Annotated in this window: 14 protein-coding genes; 7 read left to right on the top strand and 7 right to left on the bottom strand. The window is 33.5% G+C overall.

The genetic code is table 11. The annotated features are described in order from the left end of the window. Positions 1–67 precede the first annotated feature (67 nt). Complete coding sequence (locus tag ABWU52_RS04265; RefSeq protein ID WP_353276313.1) at positions 68–2,344, top strand: ankyrin repeat domain-containing protein; 2,277 nt, start codon at positions 68–70, stop codon at positions 2,342–2,344. Between the two features lie 115 nt (positions 2,345–2,459). On the opposite strand, the gene ABWU52_RS04260 is transcribed toward ABWU52_RS04265, so the two are convergent. Continuing rightward, entirely contained in the window at positions 2,460–4,550 is a 2,091-nt protein-coding gene (locus ABWU52_RS04260) for a heme lyase CcmF/NrfE family subunit (protein WP_353276311.1), read from the bottom strand. 146 nt (positions 4,551–4,696) lie between these two features. Between ABWU52_RS04260 and ABWU52_RS04255 the strand changes: the two genes are divergently transcribed. The 3 genes from ABWU52_RS04255 to ABWU52_RS04245 all read left to right on the top strand — a co-directional run bounded on the left by ABWU52_RS04255 (position 4,697) and on the right by ABWU52_RS04245 (position 5,940). Next, a complete protein-coding gene (locus ABWU52_RS04255) occupies positions 4,697–5,053 on the top strand; it encodes a hypothetical protein (RefSeq protein WP_353276309.1) in 357 nt (118 codons plus the stop codon). A gap of 147 nt (positions 5,054–5,200) precedes the next feature. Further along, on the top strand, positions 5,201–5,692 hold the full coding sequence (locus tag ABWU52_RS04250) for a hypothetical protein (RefSeq protein WP_353276307.1): 492 nt from the start codon (positions 5,201–5,203) through the stop codon (positions 5,690–5,692). A 38-nt stretch (positions 5,693–5,730) separates the two neighbouring features. Beyond that, positions 5,731–5,940, top strand: coding sequence for a hypothetical protein (locus tag ABWU52_RS04245; RefSeq protein ID WP_353276306.1), 210 nt, complete (start codon positions 5,731–5,733; stop codon positions 5,938–5,940). A gap of 222 nt (positions 5,941–6,162) precedes the next feature. Here ABWU52_RS04245 and radC read toward each other — a convergent pair whose 3' ends face one another. Further along, positions 6,163–6,843 (bottom strand): RadC family protein, encoded by a 681-nt coding sequence (gene radC, locus ABWU52_RS04240; protein WP_353276304.1) that lies wholly within the window; start codon positions 6,841–6,843, stop codon positions 6,163–6,165. Between the two features lie 674 nt (positions 6,844–7,517). Between radC and ABWU52_RS04235 the strand changes: the two genes are divergently transcribed. Next, entirely contained in the window at positions 7,518–8,624 is a 1,107-nt protein-coding gene (locus ABWU52_RS04235) for a D-alanyl-D-alanine carboxypeptidase family protein (RefSeq protein WP_353276303.1), read from the top strand. A gap of 32 nt (positions 8,625–8,656) precedes the next feature. Here ABWU52_RS04235 and rmuC read toward each other — a convergent pair whose 3' ends face one another. The 5 genes from rmuC to ABWU52_RS04210 form a co-directional block, all read right to left on the bottom strand. Further along, positions 8,657–9,997 (bottom strand): DNA recombination protein RmuC, encoded by a 1,341-nt coding sequence (gene rmuC, locus ABWU52_RS04230; RefSeq protein WP_353276301.1) that lies wholly within the window; start codon positions 9,995–9,997, stop codon positions 8,657–8,659. A 263-nt stretch (positions 9,998–10,260) separates the two neighbouring features. Beyond that, positions 10,261–11,421, bottom strand: coding sequence for a porin (locus ABWU52_RS04225; RefSeq protein ID WP_353276299.1), 1,161 nt, complete (start codon positions 11,419–11,421; stop codon positions 10,261–10,263). Between the two features lie 100 nt (positions 11,422–11,521). Then, positions 11,522–11,755, bottom strand: a complete 234-nt coding sequence (locus tag ABWU52_RS04220; protein ID WP_353276298.1) for a hypothetical protein — start codon at positions 11,753–11,755, stop codon at positions 11,522–11,524. A gap of 45 nt (positions 11,756–11,800) precedes the next feature. Continuing rightward, a complete protein-coding gene (locus ABWU52_RS04215; protein WP_353276176.1) occupies positions 11,801–12,889 on the bottom strand; it encodes an IS481 family transposase in 1,089 nt (362 codons plus the stop codon). Between the two features lie 348 nt (positions 12,890–13,237). Then, positions 13,238–15,220, bottom strand: a complete 1,983-nt coding sequence (locus tag ABWU52_RS04210; RefSeq protein ID WP_353276296.1) for an ankyrin repeat domain-containing protein — start codon at positions 15,218–15,220, stop codon at positions 13,238–13,240. A 973-nt stretch (positions 15,221–16,193) separates the two neighbouring features. Here ABWU52_RS04210 and ABWU52_RS04205 point away from each other — a divergent pair. Then, positions 16,194–17,477: a hypothetical protein gene (locus ABWU52_RS04205; protein ID WP_353276294.1), complete on the top strand. Its 1,284-nt coding sequence runs from the start codon at positions 16,194–16,196 to the stop codon at positions 17,475–17,477. Between the two features lie 27 nt (positions 17,478–17,504). Continuing rightward, the gene (locus ABWU52_RS04200; protein ID WP_353276292.1) at positions 17,505–20,084 is read left to right on the top strand and encodes a hypothetical protein; all 2,580 of its coding nucleotides are present in this window, start codon (positions 17,505–17,507) and stop codon (positions 20,082–20,084) included. The last annotated feature ends 160 nt before the right edge of the window (positions 20,085–20,244 follow it).

Below are 20,244 nucleotides of genomic sequence, written 5' to 3'. Positions count from 1 at the left end.
TTGTTTTATTATGGATAAATAATTTTTTTTAGCTATAGTACAAAAACAAATAGTTTGAGGTAGAATTATGGAATATGAACGGTTGTTAAAAATATTAAGGACAATAAGTGACTTAAATGAGAACAATATAATCGAAAGGGTAAAAGAGGAATTGGAAAAAGAAGATCCAGACACGTATAAAAAGTGGCAAGATAATGGATTTAACATAAATTATACATTCGATGATCAAAGTACATTGTTACATATAGCTGCTAGAAATGATCTTGTAAAGATAGCAGAGCTTTTAATAAAAAAAGGGGGTAATGTTAATACAGCAGATCAAGATGGATGGAATCCTTTACACTTTGCTGTTGCAAGTGGCAGTATAGGAGTGGTAGAGATTCTCATAGCAAACGGGGTTAATGTTAATGTAGCAGATCAAAATGGGTTTACTCCTTCGCATTGTGCTGCTCACAATGAAAATAAAGAGATAGTAGAACTCCTATTAGACAAGGGGGCTAATGTTGATGCAGTAAATCAAAATGGGTGTACTCCTTTGCATTGTGCTACTATCAATGGACATAAAGAAATAGTAGAACTCCTATTAGAGAAAAGGGCTAATGTTGACGTAGCGGATGAATACGGGCGTACTTCGTTATGCTGGGCTATTAGAAATGGCTATTTAGAAATAGCAAGAATTCTACTTGAAAACAAAGCAGATCCTTTATTGGGACATAAAAGTTTTAACACATTAAAGCTTTTAATTGAATTAATAAAAAATGATTTTAAGCACTCTAAGAAAGCAGAAGAAACACAGCAACAAGAAGATGATGAATATGAATTGATTAAATACTCGTTGCTACTTCGCAATGACTGCTCCTTAACGGATGTTGTCGAAAGAAGTGCATTTGGCAAGCTGATATCTACGTGGCTTGTTGACATGTCCAACTTAACAGAGAGTCAGAAGGAGTTGAATAAAAAATTCTTAAGTACTTTTAAAGACTTTCCACATGTTACTTATAAGGATTATAAGAACGATGTTGAAAAAATTAAAAAATTTTTACTAGATCATAAAAGTAATCAAGATCTAAAAACCATTCTCAACCTTAAAAGAGGAGAATCTAAACTGACAATACTGCATATTCTATCAAGTATGGAATGTAGCAATTCAGAAGAATGCATAGATTTACTGTTGAATTCAGGTGCTGATCCTAATGAAAAGGACGACACAGGAAGAACGCCTTTGCATTATGCTACTCGTTCTGGTCATTGTGATACAATTATCAAATTGCTTCTAAGGAAAGGAGCTAATCTTGATATAAAGGATAAAAAAGGTAAAACCCCAATAGAATTTGCAGTTAATAATCCCAACCTTAATATTAAAGAGTACTTTTTAACTGATGATGTTATTTATGGAACTTTTCGTAAAAAAACACAAGTTGACTATAATGGAAAAAAGTATTTGTGCAAAAGTGTAAATCTATGGGGAGAGGATTTTCTACTAGATGAGCAAGATCCAGATAAATATTTTTGTAAATTAGATGAAGTTCAAGACATAAATCAGCTAGAACAGGTTGTAAATGAAGCTATAAAATCTAGGGTAAGGTTCAATCTTACTTGTGAGGGAAATATATATGAAAATACTTATGAGAGTAAGTATAATTTTACAGATTATGTAATAAGAAGAATTAGTGAATTAAAGATTTTTCAAGGTGAAAGGGACATAGAAGTTGCTAGTCGCATAGTATGTAATTTGGTAAAAAGAGGTGCAGTATTTGAAACTCTAAGTAGTATAATTGTAATTGATAAACTAGAGAAGTTTAAAGACCACAAAGCTAATCTTAAAGAAGCACGTAAAAGCTATATACATTACTCTCTAAGGTTTTTGGAAGCTGCAAAAAACGCAACTACTGGTAAGGTAAAAGAGGCAAAAATGGACAACTTCACTTTCTACTTGAAATACTCAAAGAATAGTATAGTCGAGGTTGCAAAAATCATAAATGGAACAGATGAAAGCACAGAATTTCGAAGAGACGTGATAGCAATCGGTGAAAGCGAGACAGAAATTTTAACGGAAGGTGGGGTAAGAAATTATACTGACCTTATAGGTAATATAGTACTGACTTTTCATACTGATTTGGGAAAAGTAGATGCTAGATTGTATTCTGATGTGCAAGATGAAGGAAAAATTATAGTAGAAGTGAGTAACAAGGAGGAAATATTGGAAAAGTTTAAAAATTATAAAGAAGAGTTAGGTGAGAACTGCTTGCTTGGTGGTTCTTCTGTCTACGACGCTATTAAGCAGGGATATTTTAAAAGGCCTGAGGAAGTTTTAGAAAAAGATTCCATATATCATATCATGTAAGTTCTTCATTAGAAAATATATCTTTATTTCCTATTGTACAACAGAACATAGAGAAAATTCGCTAGCAAGGTTAGTGTTGCTTAGCTTAAGTTTAAATTGCCAAAAAATGCAAACTTTATGATACTGAAGGAACTACTTTTTTGCTAGAAGGCAAAGCAGCAAGGAGCGAACCAAAAGCGATAAGAAAGGATCCAAGCCAGATTATAGACATTCCAGGTTTATAGTGCACTTTAGCTGCGATTTTGCTCTTACTCTTATCAATCTCTCCAATTACAACATAAATATCAGAAAATAAATTGTGGTAGATACTGCTTTCAACATTTTTCTGACCTTCCGCAAGGTAAAATCTATATTCAGGAGTTACTTCACCTAATATCTTATTATTCAGCAAATTCCTGATATCCATTGTACCCCTCACTGCATGGAAATTTTTTTCTTTTATTAGCTCAATATTTCGTAAAGTAACTTTAAATTTATTGACTGTTATGCTGTCTCCTATTCCCAAGTAGTTTTCTTTTTTCTCCTGCCAACCAACTGAATAAGATATACCAAGCACTAGAATTGCCACTCCAGCATGAGCAAGCATCATTGCATAGTAGGACTTAGAAACTCTTCTTGCTAATAAAATTGATTCACCAAATGCTACCTTAAATAAACAAATTCTTTTACTATATGCTTCTAAAACAAAGATTAATAATGCTATGGAGATGGTAATTGATAGCACAATCATTAGCTCCATGTGAAAGATAAACGGCAAAATAGCTGCAGCACTACAAAATGAAAATCTATATTCACGGAATATTGGCAATAGACTATTTCCCTGCCAACTGCAGTATTGCCCTATCATGGTGAGCACTAGAATAGCTAGTGCAATAGAGTTAAATAAAGAATTGTAATATGGTGCTCCAACTGAAATTAATTCACCGGTTAAATACTCAAGCACTGTAGGGTATAAAGTGCCAACGAACACGATGAAAAAGGCAGTGATGAATAATAAATTGTTCATCAGCATCACCGTAAGGCGTGAAAAGAATCTTCTACCCTCTGTCACTTGAGTAGCAGATTTCTTTTCAGATTCCAATATCGAATACTGGAAAGATGTGTGATTCTTTCTCGTAAACACTACAAATATTACTAAGCTACTGACTGTAATTACACCAAGTAGAGCTAATATATACAGTCCATATCTTGGGTCATCTGCAAACGTGTGCACTGAGGTAAGTATTCCTGAGCGGACTAGAAATGTTCCAGTCACACTCAATATAAAAGTTGTGAGCGTAAGTAAAATAGCAAAATTCCTTAAAGTATTGAAATTTCGTACAACGAGCAACAAATGTGTCAGCGCCACTGCAATTAGCCACGGCATCAAAGAAACGTTTTCCACTGGATCCCAAAACCAAAATCCACCCCAACCGAGTTCACGATATGCCCACCAGCTACCCAAGCTGATGCCCAAAGTGAGCAGCGACCAAGAAATAAGTACCCAAGGCCTGACAATTTTAGCCCAAACATTTCCTTCAGTATTTAAAATTAATCCAGCTATAGAGAGCGAAAAAGGAACGCTAAATCCAAGGTACCCCAAATATAATACCGGTGGATGAATAGCAAGGCCTATATCCTGCAATATCGGATTAAAACCCAGTCCATCTGTTTCAATGCCTGGCATTTTAGTGAAGGGGCTGGATTCAAGTAAAGTGAACAGTAAAAAACAAAAGCAAATCAAGCCTTGGGTGATAAGAGATATTTTTTTTAATTTACTACCATTAGTTCGTTCTGGTGTCATTCCAGTGCTTGACACTGGAATCCAGTTTTTATTACACTGCCATTTGATGTACTCATTTGCAATTAAATTGTCTGGATCCCAGTGTCTGGGCACTGGGATGACAGAAGGTATATAAATATCCATTAGTAATAAATACATGACAAGCACTAAGGTCCAAAGCAACATAGACCCTTCTTTATTTCCCCAAACACCACAAATCTTATAGATCAAAGGTTTTGTTGTGTGTGAGTGGTAATATACGTTTTCAAGTGAGAAATCATTTTTAATGTGGCAGTAGATCAAAATAGCCATTGATGCTGACACACAAAAAAATATGGCAGAGGAGACGAATCGGTAAGAACTAAACGGTAGAAACAAATACGTTAAAGATAACAAACAGGCTACCAATAACAATATATTCCCAAATTCAGGCATAAGATTCATATAATGATATTACTAATAATAAATTGGGAGTTAAAGTTTTAATATAGGAACAAAGTTAATCTTCAATTATATTAATAGTAAGTAAAAATTAAGCATTAAGCTTTTATACTTTATATTATATAACATTAATATTGTGAGGTAATATTATGGGCACAACTAAGATTAGTGAATTTCTATTCAATATAAAAGGTAAAGTGGCAAAACAACATGCTGAACCAATAATTGAAAAAAATCTCTATACTATTTTAGGATTCAAAGATGTAGAAGATTTAGAACATAAGACAAGTAAGTCCGTTAATAAAAAAATTTGGCAGCTATTTATTGATTGCTTTACAAAGGAAATAGATTATGTAGCAACTAAGCAAGTTGTAAAAAACGTTGTTTGTAATATTGCCAAAAGTGCCCAAGGCAATGCTTTTACTGAAGCTGAAAGCTTAATCTTAAACGAAAAACAAGATAATAAAAAGAGAGAAAGAGCGATTAAAAAAGCTACTAGTATTTAAAAAAAAATCAATCCAGAAAAAGCCTTCAATGAACTTTCAGTAATAAAAAAACAAGCCGAAGATTTTTTACAAACCGATTTTTATAAGGCGCAGAGCAAACCACTGCCAGGATTTGCTACATCTGGTGCGCAGCTTTTTGCGGAAACTTTGAAATATATAGAAACACTAGAAAAATTATCAGAAGTTAAAAAGGAAGATTTAACTAAGAGTTTCCTATTAAATTATATTAGTTCACTGAACAAAAAGTATCCTAAATCACAAGGTAAAAGGGAAGATGCTATACGAATACTATCAAGCGATGAGTTGAAGAATTTTTATAATAAAGGTGTAGAGGAAGGAATACTACAACCGCTGGTATCATATAAAGAATGCAGAAATCTGTATGATAAAATGAGCCAAACAAAGAATGAATGTATAATCAAAAAAGAAGAGCATGAGAAAGCAAGTAAGTCAATAACCAGTATAATTAGTGACATAAAAAAATGTAGAGAAGCAGTCCTTAATTGCAAAAATTTTCAGAGCTCCTACATAAAGGAAAAAGCAGAACACCCATTTAGAGGCACCTCATGTCAAAAAATGATTGATATATATATCAAGAGAGAATTGCTGGATATCAGGAAAAAATTCGTCAAAACCTAAACCAAATAAGAGCAATATTAAAAGATACGCCGCAAGATGTGGAAGAATTTAAGGAAATAATCAATTGTGTGCATGAAGCAGAGCAGTATGATGAAATTTTTGATTCGGCTTTAATTTGTTTACCGAACATACAGAATAAGCTAGATATTCAACCAGAAAATCCCCTAACAGAACTCAGAGCTTCACAAATTAACGTTGAAATTGAGCTAACTAGGCTCTGTGAACAAAATATTAGAGTAAGCATGTGAGTGCTTCAACAAAATTCAAAAAACCAATAAAGACCTCATAAGTCTTATCAAAACAGGAGATTTCTAATAGTGACAAATACCATGTATTTCTTTCAATTTGCCACTATTACGCCACCTAAATCACACATTGTCTTCCAGAAGGAAAATTTTTGTTCCACTGGCAACCACCTCATGTATAGCTTTACTTCCATAATAAGAAAAATGGCAAAAGCAATTTTAGATCTACTCTAATAAAAGCCTATTTTCCTTGAAACTAAAATAGCTACTAAATGTGATAATAATATGATCTATTAATTCTATTCCTATGCTTTTGCAAGCTTCTGCAAGCTGTCTGGTGAGAAACATATCGCTACTTGAAGGTTGTATATCTCCACTTGGGTGATTGTGGGATATTACAATGGATGTTGAGCCAATCAAAAGAGCGCGTCTTATGATCTCTTTAACGTAAATAGGAGTTTGATCTACTGTACCAAAGTTCTGCAGATCTTCCGCTATTAGACGATATCTTTTATTCATATAGATGACGCGAAAATTTTCTTTATTAAGGCTTCCTATACTTACTTTTAAATAATCAAGCAAATTTTCCCAGTTATTGATTATAGGTAGGTCCTTTACTTCTTTTCGTACAGAACGAACAAAAGCCTGTTTAACACAAAAGATAGCAGATATAGCTGCATTACTAACTCCTTCGATATTCTGCAGTGCTTCTAAATCGGCATTAAAAACCTTATTTAAACTACCAAAATTTTCTATCAAACTCTTTGCTACTGGCTTTACATCAATTCTACTATATGCTGAATATAAAATGTGTTCTAAAATCTCATAATCAAGTAATGATTGTCCGTTATCTGAAATAATTCTCTCTCTTAGGCGCTTTCTATGACCTTTTTTGTAATCTTTCATTATTCATGAATTGCTTATCTCTTATAATAAGAAATTGAATTTTTAAGTAAAATATTTAATAAAACACATGAAGCATAATTGTAAATTTTTGAAGACAGCAAATGAAAGTAGCCCCTCTCTTGTCATCTCCTGCTCCCTCCTTCTTGTCATTCAAGTAGCCTCTATCCCAGTGTCCCTTCTATATATCATCCCAGTGCTTGACACTGGGATCCAGCCTTTCTTACCAACAAAAACCTAGCATAACTTTTGTGCTCAAAAAATTTCCAGCATCAAGTGCTGGCCTGAAGCTTTAGCTGTAAATGTTAAGAAATTTACCAAGCGAAAAAAAAGGCAAAAAAATCCCCGTGTAACGAGTTTTGACCCTATAATAATGTAAATTGGCGCTGTAATAATGTGCTAACGCTTAAAATAAGCGCGTTTTGGCTGAATGTAGAAAAAATAAAAAAGACATGCAGCCGCTATAATTTTTATGTAATTTGCCAATAAATATCTGAGTTTTTTACTGAATTTTTGTTGTTGAACCCGCGCGGATCGAAAACAAGGATAAATACTCTTATTGTCATAATAAGGGAGCTGGCGCAGTTTGTCAAGGAAGTTTTATGCGAGAGATCTATTGAAATGCTCGTGCAAAATCATACTATTAATTAGTACACTATAAATTTAAAATTATAAATATGTTAAGCAAATTAGTAACTTTGCTATTAATTTTTATATTTCCTTTTTACTCATACTCATATCAGTTTAGAACCAAAGCAAAGCAAGCAATTGTCTTAGATTTAGCTTCAGACTCGTTCATTTTTGAACACAATTCCAGGGAAAAAATGGCCCCATCTTCAATGAGCAAATTGATGACTTTATATGTAGCTTTTGATTATCTAAAAGCTGGAATAATAAAAATGGAAGATAAATTTCGAGTAAGTAGAAAAGCATGGGAAAGGAAAGGCTCTTCTATGTTTTTGAAAGAAGGTCAATTTGTTACGGTAAAAGAACTACTTGAAGGAGTTACAATTGCCTCAGGTAATGATGCATGCATAGCGCTAGCCGAGGGTATTGCAGGATCAGAGGAGAATTTTGTTGCTGAAATGAATGAAGTTGCACAAGATTTAAATCTTAATGATAGTCATTTTGTTAACTCAAGCGGGTGGCCAGATGAAAACCATTTTATGAGCGCAAAAGACTTGGTAACACTGGCAAAAAGAATTTTCACCGATTTTCCTGAATACTATGATCTATTCTCTGAACAATATTTGACATATAACGATATTGTACAAAAAAATAAAAATCTTTTACTTTTCCATGATATTGGAGTTGATGGTCTAAAGACAGGTCATACAAGTGCTGGTGGTTATGGCATTATAGCATCTGCAAAACGGAACGATAGAAGAATTTTTGCTGTCGTGAATGGTTTGGACACCGAGAAAGAGCGAATAGAGGAAGCAAAAAGACTAATACAATATTCCTTAAATCATTTTAATACCAAGAAAATATTTGCTAAGGATAGCGTAGTTGAAGAAATAAATATTGTTTATGGAAAAGATAAAAAAGTGCCCGTTACAGTTGCAAACGATGTTACCATAACTTATAACCGCAGATTACATGATAAAATTAAAGTGCGTATTGAGTATAAAGATATGGTACCCGCACCAATTAAAAAAGGTCAAGAAGTGGGCAAAATTTTTGTAGAAATACCTGGTACTGAGCAAAAAACTATACCTGTTTATGCAGCAAATGATGTGCAGGAATTGAGCTATATAAAAAAAATTTTTAGAAAGTTGTTTTAATCAGCAAATGTAAGTTAAGGAGACCTGAAATACTAATCTACTTTCAACCTCTCAGCATGTAAACTGCGTGGTAAAGATTCCAACTCTTTTGCAGCAGTGAGTTCTTTATTTTTTGCATGTATACCAAGCTTATTGAATTCTCGGGCAGCAGGAAACACTCTTGCCTCAAGCGAACCAGCAGTTTTATTGTAATGATCAACAGCACTTTTTAAGCTTCTGCGTAAATTATCAAAATTTTCGCCCATTGTGCAGATTCGCTCATATAAAATATGGCCTAGTTCACTTATTTTCTTTGCATTTTCAGCTATCATCTCTTGCTTCCATCCATAGGCTACTGCCCTAAGTAGCGCGATTAAAGTGATTGGTGTTGCAATAATTACTTTTTTTTCTATTCCAATTTCTATCAAAGCTGGTTCACATTCTAGTGCTGCGCTGAAAACCCCTTCTCCTGTTAAAAAAAGCACCACAAACTCTGGCGTATTTTCAAATTGGTTCCAATATTCCTTTCTGCCTAGATCATTTATATGTTTTTTTATTGCCAGAGAATGATTCTTCAATTTTTCCTTTTGTATCTGTAAATCATTTTGCGACATAGCATCCATGTAAGAATCAAGTGGTACTTTAGCATCTATTATTATTTGCTTTCCTGATGGCATTTTTACTATTAAATCAGGACGTAACAAATTGTCCTCATTTTTATCAATTACTGAGGCTTGAGTAAAAAAATCGCAATATTCAATCATTCCCGCCATCTCTATCACTCTTTTGAGCTGCATTTCACCCCACTTACCTCTAATGTGAGGTTTCCTCAAGGCGTTAGCAAGGCTAGAAGTTTGGTTCATTAATGCTCCAATTTGCTCCCTTAAACCTTCGTAGGCCCCTACCCTCTCTTTCTCTAGCTCACGTATTTCACTGTCGAATTTTTCTAATTTTTCTTTTATTGGAGTGATAACTTCGTTGATCGTTGCTTGCCTTTTTTTGAAGTCACTTTCTGTTTCTTTTAGCTTATTATCGATCACTTCTTTTGCTAAGTTCAGAAAATTATTATTGTTTACCTGAAGAGCATCAAGAGAAAGTGCTTTAAAAGTGTTCGTAAGCCTCTCCTCTGCTTTTGTTAGTAATTCTATTTCCTTTTTCTTTTCTTCACGCTCTTTTTGAAGAATTACTTCAAGTTCTGCGTTCCTCACTTTCAAATCAACTATTTCCTTATTTTTATCTACTAAAGCCTGTTTTGCCTCTTGAAGTTCATGTTCTACTTTAAGTAAATTCTTCTCAAGATTCTCACTAAATTTTCTGTTCTTTCTTACAACAATATAGAGAAATAGTAGTAAAAAAAGGAAATTCAATACAAAAGCTATAGAATTGAAAAGCATCAGAACACAGAAAAAACCGCACTCACAATACTATCTAATTTTTTTATATATAAAAAAGAAAAAAAGAGCACCTGAAGAGATGAGCTTACTGAAGGGCTTGGTTTGCTAATTAATAACCGTTTTCTTCTACACTTGGATTAGTAACAGAATGTCTTTTTATTGAAAATCTTATGTAATAGTTATTTTTATAATATCAAATAGCACATATATTAACAACTCAATTTTACTCTCATTATTACAATACTTACATACCAGTTACTTCACTAAAAACTTAGCTTCAATCCGGCCAAAAGCACATATCCGGAGTTATTATCTTCCACTGCAAGCTCCTTAGTACTAAATCTTACAATATCAAAGTAATATGAAGTACCAACAGCTAATGGATATTCAAGACTGAAAGCCTGTGATGTTAATTCGTTTGTACCTTTGTCTGCAATATCCCTAACACTATTAAAATATGTTAAGCTCACTTTACGAGAATCAGAATGATAAGCAATACCTGCATTTATATAATGCATATTATTTGTTTCAGAACTACGCTTCTCACCAGATTTACCACCATTCCCGTACGACAAAATGCAATCAAGTTCAAAAAGTTTTAGTTTCACACCAAAATTCCAGTGTAGTAATTGATTATGACACTGAAGATCGCTAGAATTTTTGTTTGTACAGTCAGTTAAATTTTCCCTTGCAAATTCGCCAGTCAAAGCAGTAGTAAAATTTATTTCATCTGATAAGCCATTTTTATAGGAAAGACCGGCAGCTATGAGGTTGTTATATTGTAAATTATTCTTTCCTGGAACATAACTGAATCCAAGTTGAAAGTTATGAATTTCAGGAGAAATATAGTTTATCATTGGTTGTTTTAACTTCAGCTCTAGTCCATTATAGTCGCTGTAAATATTGGGTTTTACCCAAAATACCTTGTCCTTATCGTACCCAGAGTCATCATCTTTTTTTCCATTACCGCGCAGATTTGCATAGTTTGTCCAATGACCATTTATTCCTCCGGCAGCTGCGTAAATTTTTGAAGTGTTAATTAACATACTCTGACTAACTAAACTTCCTTTACCATATTCAAATGATCCAAACTCCTGATTCTTTATGATAAAATACCACTTCTCCATTTCTAACTTTTCTATGTCTAGTGCCTTTAAGTTTGCAATACCAGAAACTCCTGCCTTAACATCAAAACCCATTTTAGTATTTGGATAAACTTGCTGTAAATAAAGCAAGCGCAGGTCTGAATAACTTGAGGTCTTGTCTTTGGTAGAGCTAAAAGAATCTCTATTGAAAGCGTAGCCAAATCTTAAATCTACTTTTCCATCTAGTTCTACATAAGACATCTCCTTATCCAGAATTACCCTAGCGTTAGCACTTCCTCCCACGAGCAATGATAAAAACAGTGTGATTAGTAACCTCATAGGTAAGCTTAAATTCTTAATATAAGCTTAACAGAAATAAAAAACAATCCTTATATTGTGTAGAACTTAGATACTACAAACCAATTAATGACAAAAGCGTTTAAGCATTCTTCACACTATGCTTTTGAATTATATTTCCATAAATAATTGATATACTTGGTAGTTTTCGCTTTAATAACTGCTTATTAATAGCAGAGCGTATACGATTCACTATTTTAGACGTGTTTTTTGTACCACAGTTCATCAAAATAAAAAGTACCTTATTCTCATCAATAAATCCCAAAAAATCATCACTACGGCAATTTTTATAAAAATGCTCTATGATAACGTTCAATGGATCGTTCGTGTAATAGTTTAGACTTAATCTGACAAGCATGAATTATCTGACAGAAGAATCGACGAAGTCAAAACCGATATCAGAATCTGCTTTAATGTTATCAATATTTTTTTGGTAAGCAATATGCATACTGTCAAAAAAGGTCTGCATAGGAGTCTTACCGTAGCAATACTTACCAGAATGAGGTCTAGCTCTATTGTAAGAATGCAACCAATGATCAACATCTAACTGAAGCTCTTCCAAAGTACTATAAATCTTTTTCCTAAAGATAATATTGTAACATTCGTCTTGCATAGTTCTATGAAGCCTTTCACATATACCATTAGTCTGTGGAGAATAAGCTTTGGTTCTAGAGTGATCAATATTTTCTATTCCCAAATATAGCTGGTACGCATGATTCCCTGGTTTGCCACAATACTCCGTACCTCTATCGGTTAAAATGCGTAGCAATGGAACTTTCTGTTCATCAAAAAATGGTATAACTCTATCATTGAGAAGATCTGCAGCTGTTATGGCAGTTTTCTCCGTATAAAGCTTAGCGAAGGCCACTCTAGAGTAGGTATCAATAAAAGTTTGTTGATAAATTCGTCCAATACATTTGATATTGCCTACATAATAGGTATCTTGACTACCTAAGTATCCAGGGTGTTGTGTCTCAATTTCGCCATGTGCCTCTTTTTGTTCCTTAGCTTTTTCTAAAGCAGTAACTTGCTCCTCTGTCAAAATTATACCATCTTGTACTACCTTCGCTTCCAGCGCTTTCAATCTCTTTTTAAAATTTTCAAGATCGTTTCTTTGCCATATTGATCTTATCCCGCTAGCAGATATTAGAATTCCTCTCTTTTTCAGTTCATTTGCTGCTCTTTCTTGTCCATATGCTGGAAATTCTATTGCTATTTCAACTACTGCTTTTTCTATATTCTCTGATACTCTATTTGCATATAATGGCTTACTTTTACTTATCTCATGTAATCCCTCTTCTCCTCCTGTTTCATATAGTTCTTTGAATCGGTAAAATGTATCTCTCGAATATCCCATCACTTTACATGCCTGCGATACATTCCCTAATTGTTTTGCAAGTTCTAGCAATCCTAACTTTGGTTTTAATATTTTTTCTTGTGTTGTACTCATATCTGACACTCCTTTAAAATTTGTTTATATTTTTATCTTACTCTATTCGCTTGTCAGATTAAGTCTAAACTATTACAGCTATAAAAAATAGAATTAGGAAAAACATTCCTCTATTCACATCTTTTCGTCATGCTGTCGATTCTTCCTTCTTATGATTCTTTTGGACTATTATGGGAAGGGCTATAAAAGGCAGCTCAGCCAATTGTATGTTCCATATCCTCATTTTGTAGCCAGCTTAAAAACAATATAAAAGAGTATTCTTAGAAGACATTGGTACAATTTTCTTAATCTATAAATTATAGTAGTTTGTATTTAAATAATAATCTTTAACTTTTTTAGTAAGTTAACCTACCTAGAAACTTCTCTCCTAGGATCAGAAGTCCTTCTTAACTCTTCACGTTCTGTCCATTTGTTGTTAGACTCGCTTATTACTTCAGGACGCATTAACCCACCAGATCTAGCAAAAACACCTTGATCTATAGCTTTAATAACTGATAAACCCCCCAGTAAGCAATTTTGTCCTATTTCTTCATAATTTTCTATTCCCTCATTACAATCTTCTATTGCTTTATTATAACTTTCTATTTCATCGAGTAGAAGTAGGCCTTCTTCACTCACCTCTACTTTTATCCAATTTTCATTTTTCTCATCAGGATATAACCTAACTTTTAATTCTCCCAAACTAGTATAGAAAGTTAATACTATACTGCTGCCTTCTGTAAGATCTGTATAATTCCTTATGCCGTTTTCAGTTTTAATTTCTACTTCACTTTTACCGATCTTTACTATATTTCTTCCACAGTTTACCTCTCCATCGGTTAGACCTAAACCCCTTGCCCCATCTGTTATCTTTATAATGTCTATTTTACTATCTTTAGAATATTCTAAGTAAAAAACGGAGTTGTCTACTCTTGCATCTTTTAGCTCGCTATTGGTTGCACTTTTTGCGATTTCAATAAACTTATGAGAATTGCTAATATAATCTCTATAAGCTTTTTTTAGGTTAGTTTTATGCTCTTTAAATTCTGATGTCAGTGTGTTAGCATCAACTGTATTACCAAACACCGCCCCTTTTGATACTAATTGACATACTATATTACTAGCAACTTTAGGATTCTTTTCTAACTCACTGATTTTTTTCATCACATAATCGGTAAAAGTGTACTCATTACCTAAAAAAAAATCTTGTGAAGAAGAATAATTTAAACGTACACCAGACTTTATAGCATCATTTACAATCTCTTCAAGTTCAGCCATGTTTTGAGCTCGAAATACCTTATCAGAAAACTTATTTAACTTCTCCTTTTGATTTGAAGTTAAATTAACGAGTAATTTACTGACCTGTCCTTTCTTTTGCTGACGATAAATATTTATATCATAATCTAATGCTCCTGCTTCTAAAAATATCTTTCTTAACTCTTGAGCAAGACCTTCATTGTTCCAAGCAAAACGATCAACATACGAAAACACTTTTGATTCACCCATTCCTTGCCGAATATTTAGCACCACTTTTAGGTCTGAATCTCTTTTATGCTTACTTAAAAACTCCTTTAAATTTTCAGTGCAGTCTGAATCGAGTGCAAGTAAGTCATACAATTCCTTATTCATCTTTTTCTGTTTATCAGTTAAAAATAATTCTTCAATATTATAGCAGAGGTTATTAGTTGCTATTCGTTGTGGAGTTTTGCCCTTTCTACTTGTTATATTAGGGTTAGCTCCTTTTAAGAGAAGAGAGTTTGCATTATTGTAATGACCTTTGGCAGCAGCAAGGTATAATGGTGTTTTTCCTTTATTATCTTGTATGTTAGGATCTGCGCCTGCTTCTAAGAGTAAATCTATAGCCTGATTTCCTGTGCAACGAAATTCACCAATATTTGCTCCTGCAACCGCATGCAATACTGTTGATTGAGATTCTCCTCTTTTGAGGTTAAGAATTACTTTTAAATCTTTATTGTTTCTATTATCATGTAAAAATTCTTCAAGAGGTTCAGTATTATCAAATGAACCACAGTTAGGAGCTAAACATTTTAGAGCACTAAGTAACTTCTTGTTTAAATTTTTTTGACTTGGCGTAAGATCGTAGTCCAGAGCAAACCAAACACAAATTTGCTCGCTTAGTCCAAGTTTGCTATCTATTAAAGAAGGTAGTTCATTATGATTTCTAACTGATGGTAAATCTCCTGAGTACCACATATCATTCATCAGCTCATTTAATAAATGTTCTTTAGATGATAGATGTTCTATAATGGATTCATATTCAATATCATATAATTCTGATTTGGATTTTGGTTGATTGATGATAGATTTCATCATCCCAGTAAAATTACCCATACTTACCCCTCTAAACTAATATACTATATGCAATATATAACATTAAGTCAATACCATAATCTTTTTACTACTCATATCGTTAAGCTCTTGTTAAGTTTTTATGGTGAGTAACAATGGAGTATGTAGATAGGTTAAAAGTTGCTTATGACTGCAAATTTGAGCTAATTTTACTATAAATTAACATGGTTAAGACCTATATTTGATATCACTACTATAAGAGCATGATGGATTATGCTTTAAAGGAGTGGAAAAACTGCTGAAGATTATACAGTAACCTGCGGAGCCACTTCAGCAGAATAAAAAACACATGCCAGTATTAGTAGAGAATTATTTATAAGTCAACTAACTTTTTCAAAAAATACTTTAGTAAAAGTACCATGCTAGTTAGTGTTATAAAGAATTGAATTATTGACTTTCTCCAAAAACATAAAAAACATCGTATATTTGTGAGAACAAGCAGCGTAAAAATAAGGTTATAAAAATAGAATTTTGAAATCTTTGCAACAAAGTTAGGCAAAACAGTTCGTATGTAGATATGGATGAAATGGGCTAATATGGCTAGTTTTAGCGTATAGCAAAATCATTATATTGAAAAGTTCGTATGTTACAGATGGTAGACCAACCCATCCCAAGAAAAACACTTCTCACCGACTTTGATTTTGAGCGCTGGAAATTGGTTATATTGTTTTATTTTTAATAAAATACGTCACTAAATTAATATTAGTTTATTTTAGAATAATAATTAAGATAAAATTATAAAAAACAGAATTTAAAACAAACAAAACGTTATGTATCTCTCATATTTAAGAGGCTTTTTTTGAAAATTATTTCAAGTCTAAAATTTTCTACAATATTGATTGACAAGTTTTAAAGATGGGATAGTATACTTAAAATATATTAGACTAATTCATTATGGCACGTGAGAAGGTTAAGAATCAAAGTATTTTTTTATTCATTTGTAAGGGAGGTAATTATGGATCGTGGAGATATTCCGGAAGTTTTGTTTTCATCTGTTAAAGAGGATGATCCTTATAGGGCATCTAAGCTCCTCCAAATTGAACGCTGGTGCTATACACATTCGAAGATAATTGAAAGAAGTGGTCAAAAAGGACACAATCTTATTGCACAAGTGTTATCTGATGAGGAGTCTTGGGAAGAAGTAGGAGGATTACATGGAGTCAAGCTTAATAGACGCGAGGTAGGTAAAAGGCTTACTACACTACCAGATTCAGATAATGCTTTTGGCAGAGCAAGTAGATATAAAATTGCATGTGAGTGTTGTTTGGAGGATGAAATAAGAGCTATATTTGAGGAAAGAAAAGAGGAATTGTCTGCTCAAGGTAGAAGTAGCTTGCTAGAGTATAATCACTTAGTTAAGTGCTTTGGAGAAGGTCCTATAGCACAGTTTTGGTCACATTTCATTAGTGGGTATCTTGATAAATTGGATTTGAGGGGTCGTCATCTATATGAGTATGGGCTTGACTGTGCAGTAGGTTGGCACAGAGTAGAAGCAGTGGAATTCTTTTGGAATAAGATAAAATCCTTGCCTGACAATAAAATGAGTGCACAGGAAAAGGATGAGATCTTGATGAAAAATGCAGTGTACTCGGCAGGACCTAATTTTCGCGTTTACCCTGATATATTCGAGTTCTTCCTTAATCAGATAAATCCTGATAGATATCCAGAGCTTTTGAAAAGAGATTTGGAGAAAAATGGTCATTATGGGTCTTTAAATAAAATGAAGGACATGCTTAGTTTTGATAAATTTCAGGAACTATTTGATTGTTTAAAGCCAAATGATATTACAGAAGATTCTTATCATACTCGCTTATTTTCTATAGAAATACAAAACTATTCAGGACATTATGCAGATGCGGCTAAAGAGCTTTTCATGCACATATGGACAAAGGAAGGGTTTGATAGCCATCGTACACTTGTAATAAATGAGGAAGTAATGGATGAGTATCCCTTTTTCCATAAAAATCTATTAGTACGTTGGTTAGAAAAGGGTTGTGTGGAAATACTGTGGGCAGTACTGGATAAATTAGATTCTAGTCAAATAAAAGAGTTTATGAATTATAAGCAAGCAGATTACATATGTTCTATATTAGAGAAGGGAGATAATAATTCATTAAATAGGTTTTTATCCTATGGTAAGTCTGCTGATGAAGAACGTAATCCAAAAAATATACCTGGTCCAAGTGGTGACCTAACTGAAGTAGAAGTGAGAAAAACACATTCCAGTATGGGTAAATAAAAAAAATTATATATTAACAGGGGTTTTATGCCGAACGAAGAAAGACCACAGGGTTTTGAGTTAATAGAGTTATTAATTAGAGAAACAAGAGCTGCTCCAAGTACTTCAACTCAGCAAGGAAGTGGTTTTGAATCTTTCAAAGTAAGGTTTCAGTCGTATATTGATCAGATTCCATCATATTTACATTCAGTAGGTAAAGAAGGATTTTTTCCGCATTTCTTTTTAGGGATCTTTTCTACTTTCATAGACACAGAGATTGCAACGAGGCTAGATATTGAAAAAACATATTTCTGCTTTGATGGTCCACAAACTTTGAAGGTGGCGATCATAAGAAAAGGTGATATTAAAGGTAAAAAAGATGTGATAGATAAGATAAGGTTATTTGCGATCTCAGAAAAAGGTGCGCGTTCTGGGACTCAAAGGTTCAGTGATGGTGAATTGAGGGATGCATTAGGAAGATCTCAGCCTACAAGGTTTCAACCTGTTTTTGATAATAAGCGTGAGTTAAGGGTTAAATCAGTAACAATTGATAAAGGTAATACTAATCAACAAGGAGTACTTGTTGTAGTGGAAGATAAAAAATTGCATGAAGATGATGCTTCAAAAGATAAGTTTAAAGAAATAAAAAAGGGGCTATGGAATAATCCAGAAAGTGATATAGCTAAGCTAACTAATTCAGATAAGGAAGAGGTTAAAAAATCCTATGGAAAAGTCCTTAGTAAAATCATTGCAGTTCACTCAAAATACAAGGATTCACTTGTTTACGCTGATCAAGCAAGAGAAGCAGCACATCATGGGTTTTTAGCAGGAGCTCTTGTTAATTTTCGCTATAGACATAATCTTAGAGTTTACCTGGAGCAATTTGCAGGGAGAGGTTATGCTGATATTGTTCTAGTGCCTCGTGGTAAGGATAGGTCATTAAATGCTATTCCTATTATTATAGAGATGAAGGCTGCTACTAAAGCAGAGCTAAAAGAAGGTAAAATAGGGGAAAAGAGTGGAACTACACCAGCTGCTGCTTTAAAACAAGCTGAGGATTATACAAAAGGTTTTCAACCGAATGTAATGAGAGTTTTAACTACTGCAAATGACATGCTATGCGTTGGTGTAAACCTTGATCATCCATCTCCTGTTTCGAATATCGTTGCTAAATCACGTGATCAAGAAATCATTCCTCTTTTTAATGAAATATTGATATCTATTGATGGACGAAATAATTGTAGAGTTAATGAAGAGGGGCTGAAAGAGAAAGTTCAGAATAATATAGAACGTATCTATCACACATTTCCTGGTACAGGAGAGAAGGGAGATAATCATTATTTTAGTAGGTTTTTGTTAGGGCAGTCCCTGTTATTAAATGAAGTTCAAGCTTTAGAAAGCAGTTTTAAAAAGTACGTTTTTATTTATGGAGAAAATATACCCACAGAAGCTCAACCTGAACCTAAATCTCAACGTCTTAAAGATCAGAAAAGTAAAGGACAAGATGCTGGACAGATATCTAGGTTAGACCAAGGCCATGGAGTTGTGACAATGGTATTTATTCCAAGCAATGATCAAAAATCAGTTTATGTAATGAATATTGTTGAAACAGATGGAAGAGATAATGTGATGAGAAAGGGAATTCCTCTTGATCAGCTTCAGCAAGAAATAGGAGAAAGAAAAATAGTTGAACTAAATCTTAATTTTAACATTAAGAAAAAATCGAAATTTGAAGAGTATTTTAGCGTGGAGGTGGGAGAATCCGTTTCCCTAGAGCAGTATAATAGAAGACAAACTAATAAATTTGAAGGTAATTTTAAAGATATTCCTTATCCCGCCGAGTTCAAGGAAAAGTTCGATGAGGTATTAGAGTCTCAGCTTACTTCTTCACAAGATCGATCTCAATCAATAGGCAAATATAAAGAGTTATTTAAAAAAATAGGTGAGGCAATGCTGCCTTTTAAAAACTTAGTAGAAAAGGAAGCACATACCCAAGCTGTATTTCATGGAGCATTTAGCCACTATAGTGATATAAAGTTAGGAGAGTTACAAGAAAACAGGGCATTAGTATTAACAGAGTTTCAAACTGGAAGGGGGAAACGTATTGATATGCTAGTTCATGGTATTAAATTTGGAGGTCATGATAGCAATGCTAAAGAATACGATCCAGTAGGGTTAGAGCTTAAAGGACCAAGGGAAGGTAAAACAGCTGATGCGTTAAAAGATGAGGCGAACAAACAAATAAGTGATGAGTATAAGAAAGGTATAACTTATAAGACGCTGACAGATGGAAAGAAAGTGGCTTTTATGGGTGTTGTGTTTGATAAAGGTGCGAATAATGCAGGTTCTCTTATCTTACCAAGCAAGAATGAGTTTACTTCTGTTGAGGTAGTTCATAGTTCTATTCATATGATACATCCCGATACAGTAGAACAACAAGGAGAAGATCAGCGGACTTTAGAATCTGCAATGGGTAGTAACGATGGTGCGAGACCTAGAAATGAGTTAGTATCTCCAGGGATTAGTAGTGTTCCCAGAGGTCGTGGGCGTGGTATGAGCCCTAGAAGTGAGTTAGAATCTCCAGGAGTTAGTAATGTTCCCAGAGGTCGTGGACGTGGAAATCAATGAGTAAAAGAGGATATTAGATTAACTCAAAGTAGTACAGTTGCCCCTTTCTTCATGATAAATATGATTTGATCAGTATGATGCTTTAAATAACAGTATTATGACAAATAATGGGAATGGAAGTAGGCAATTCATTTGTCATATGTTTTAAAAATTTCTATAA

It is taken from the genome of Wolbachia endosymbiont (group B) of Villa cingulata (genome assembly GCF_964028285.1).
GTDB lineage: Bacteria > Pseudomonadota > Alphaproteobacteria > Rickettsiales > Anaplasmataceae > Wolbachia.
The sequence above is the reverse complement of the archived record's forward strand: the minus strand, read 5'-3'. Positions and strand labels throughout refer to the sequence as shown.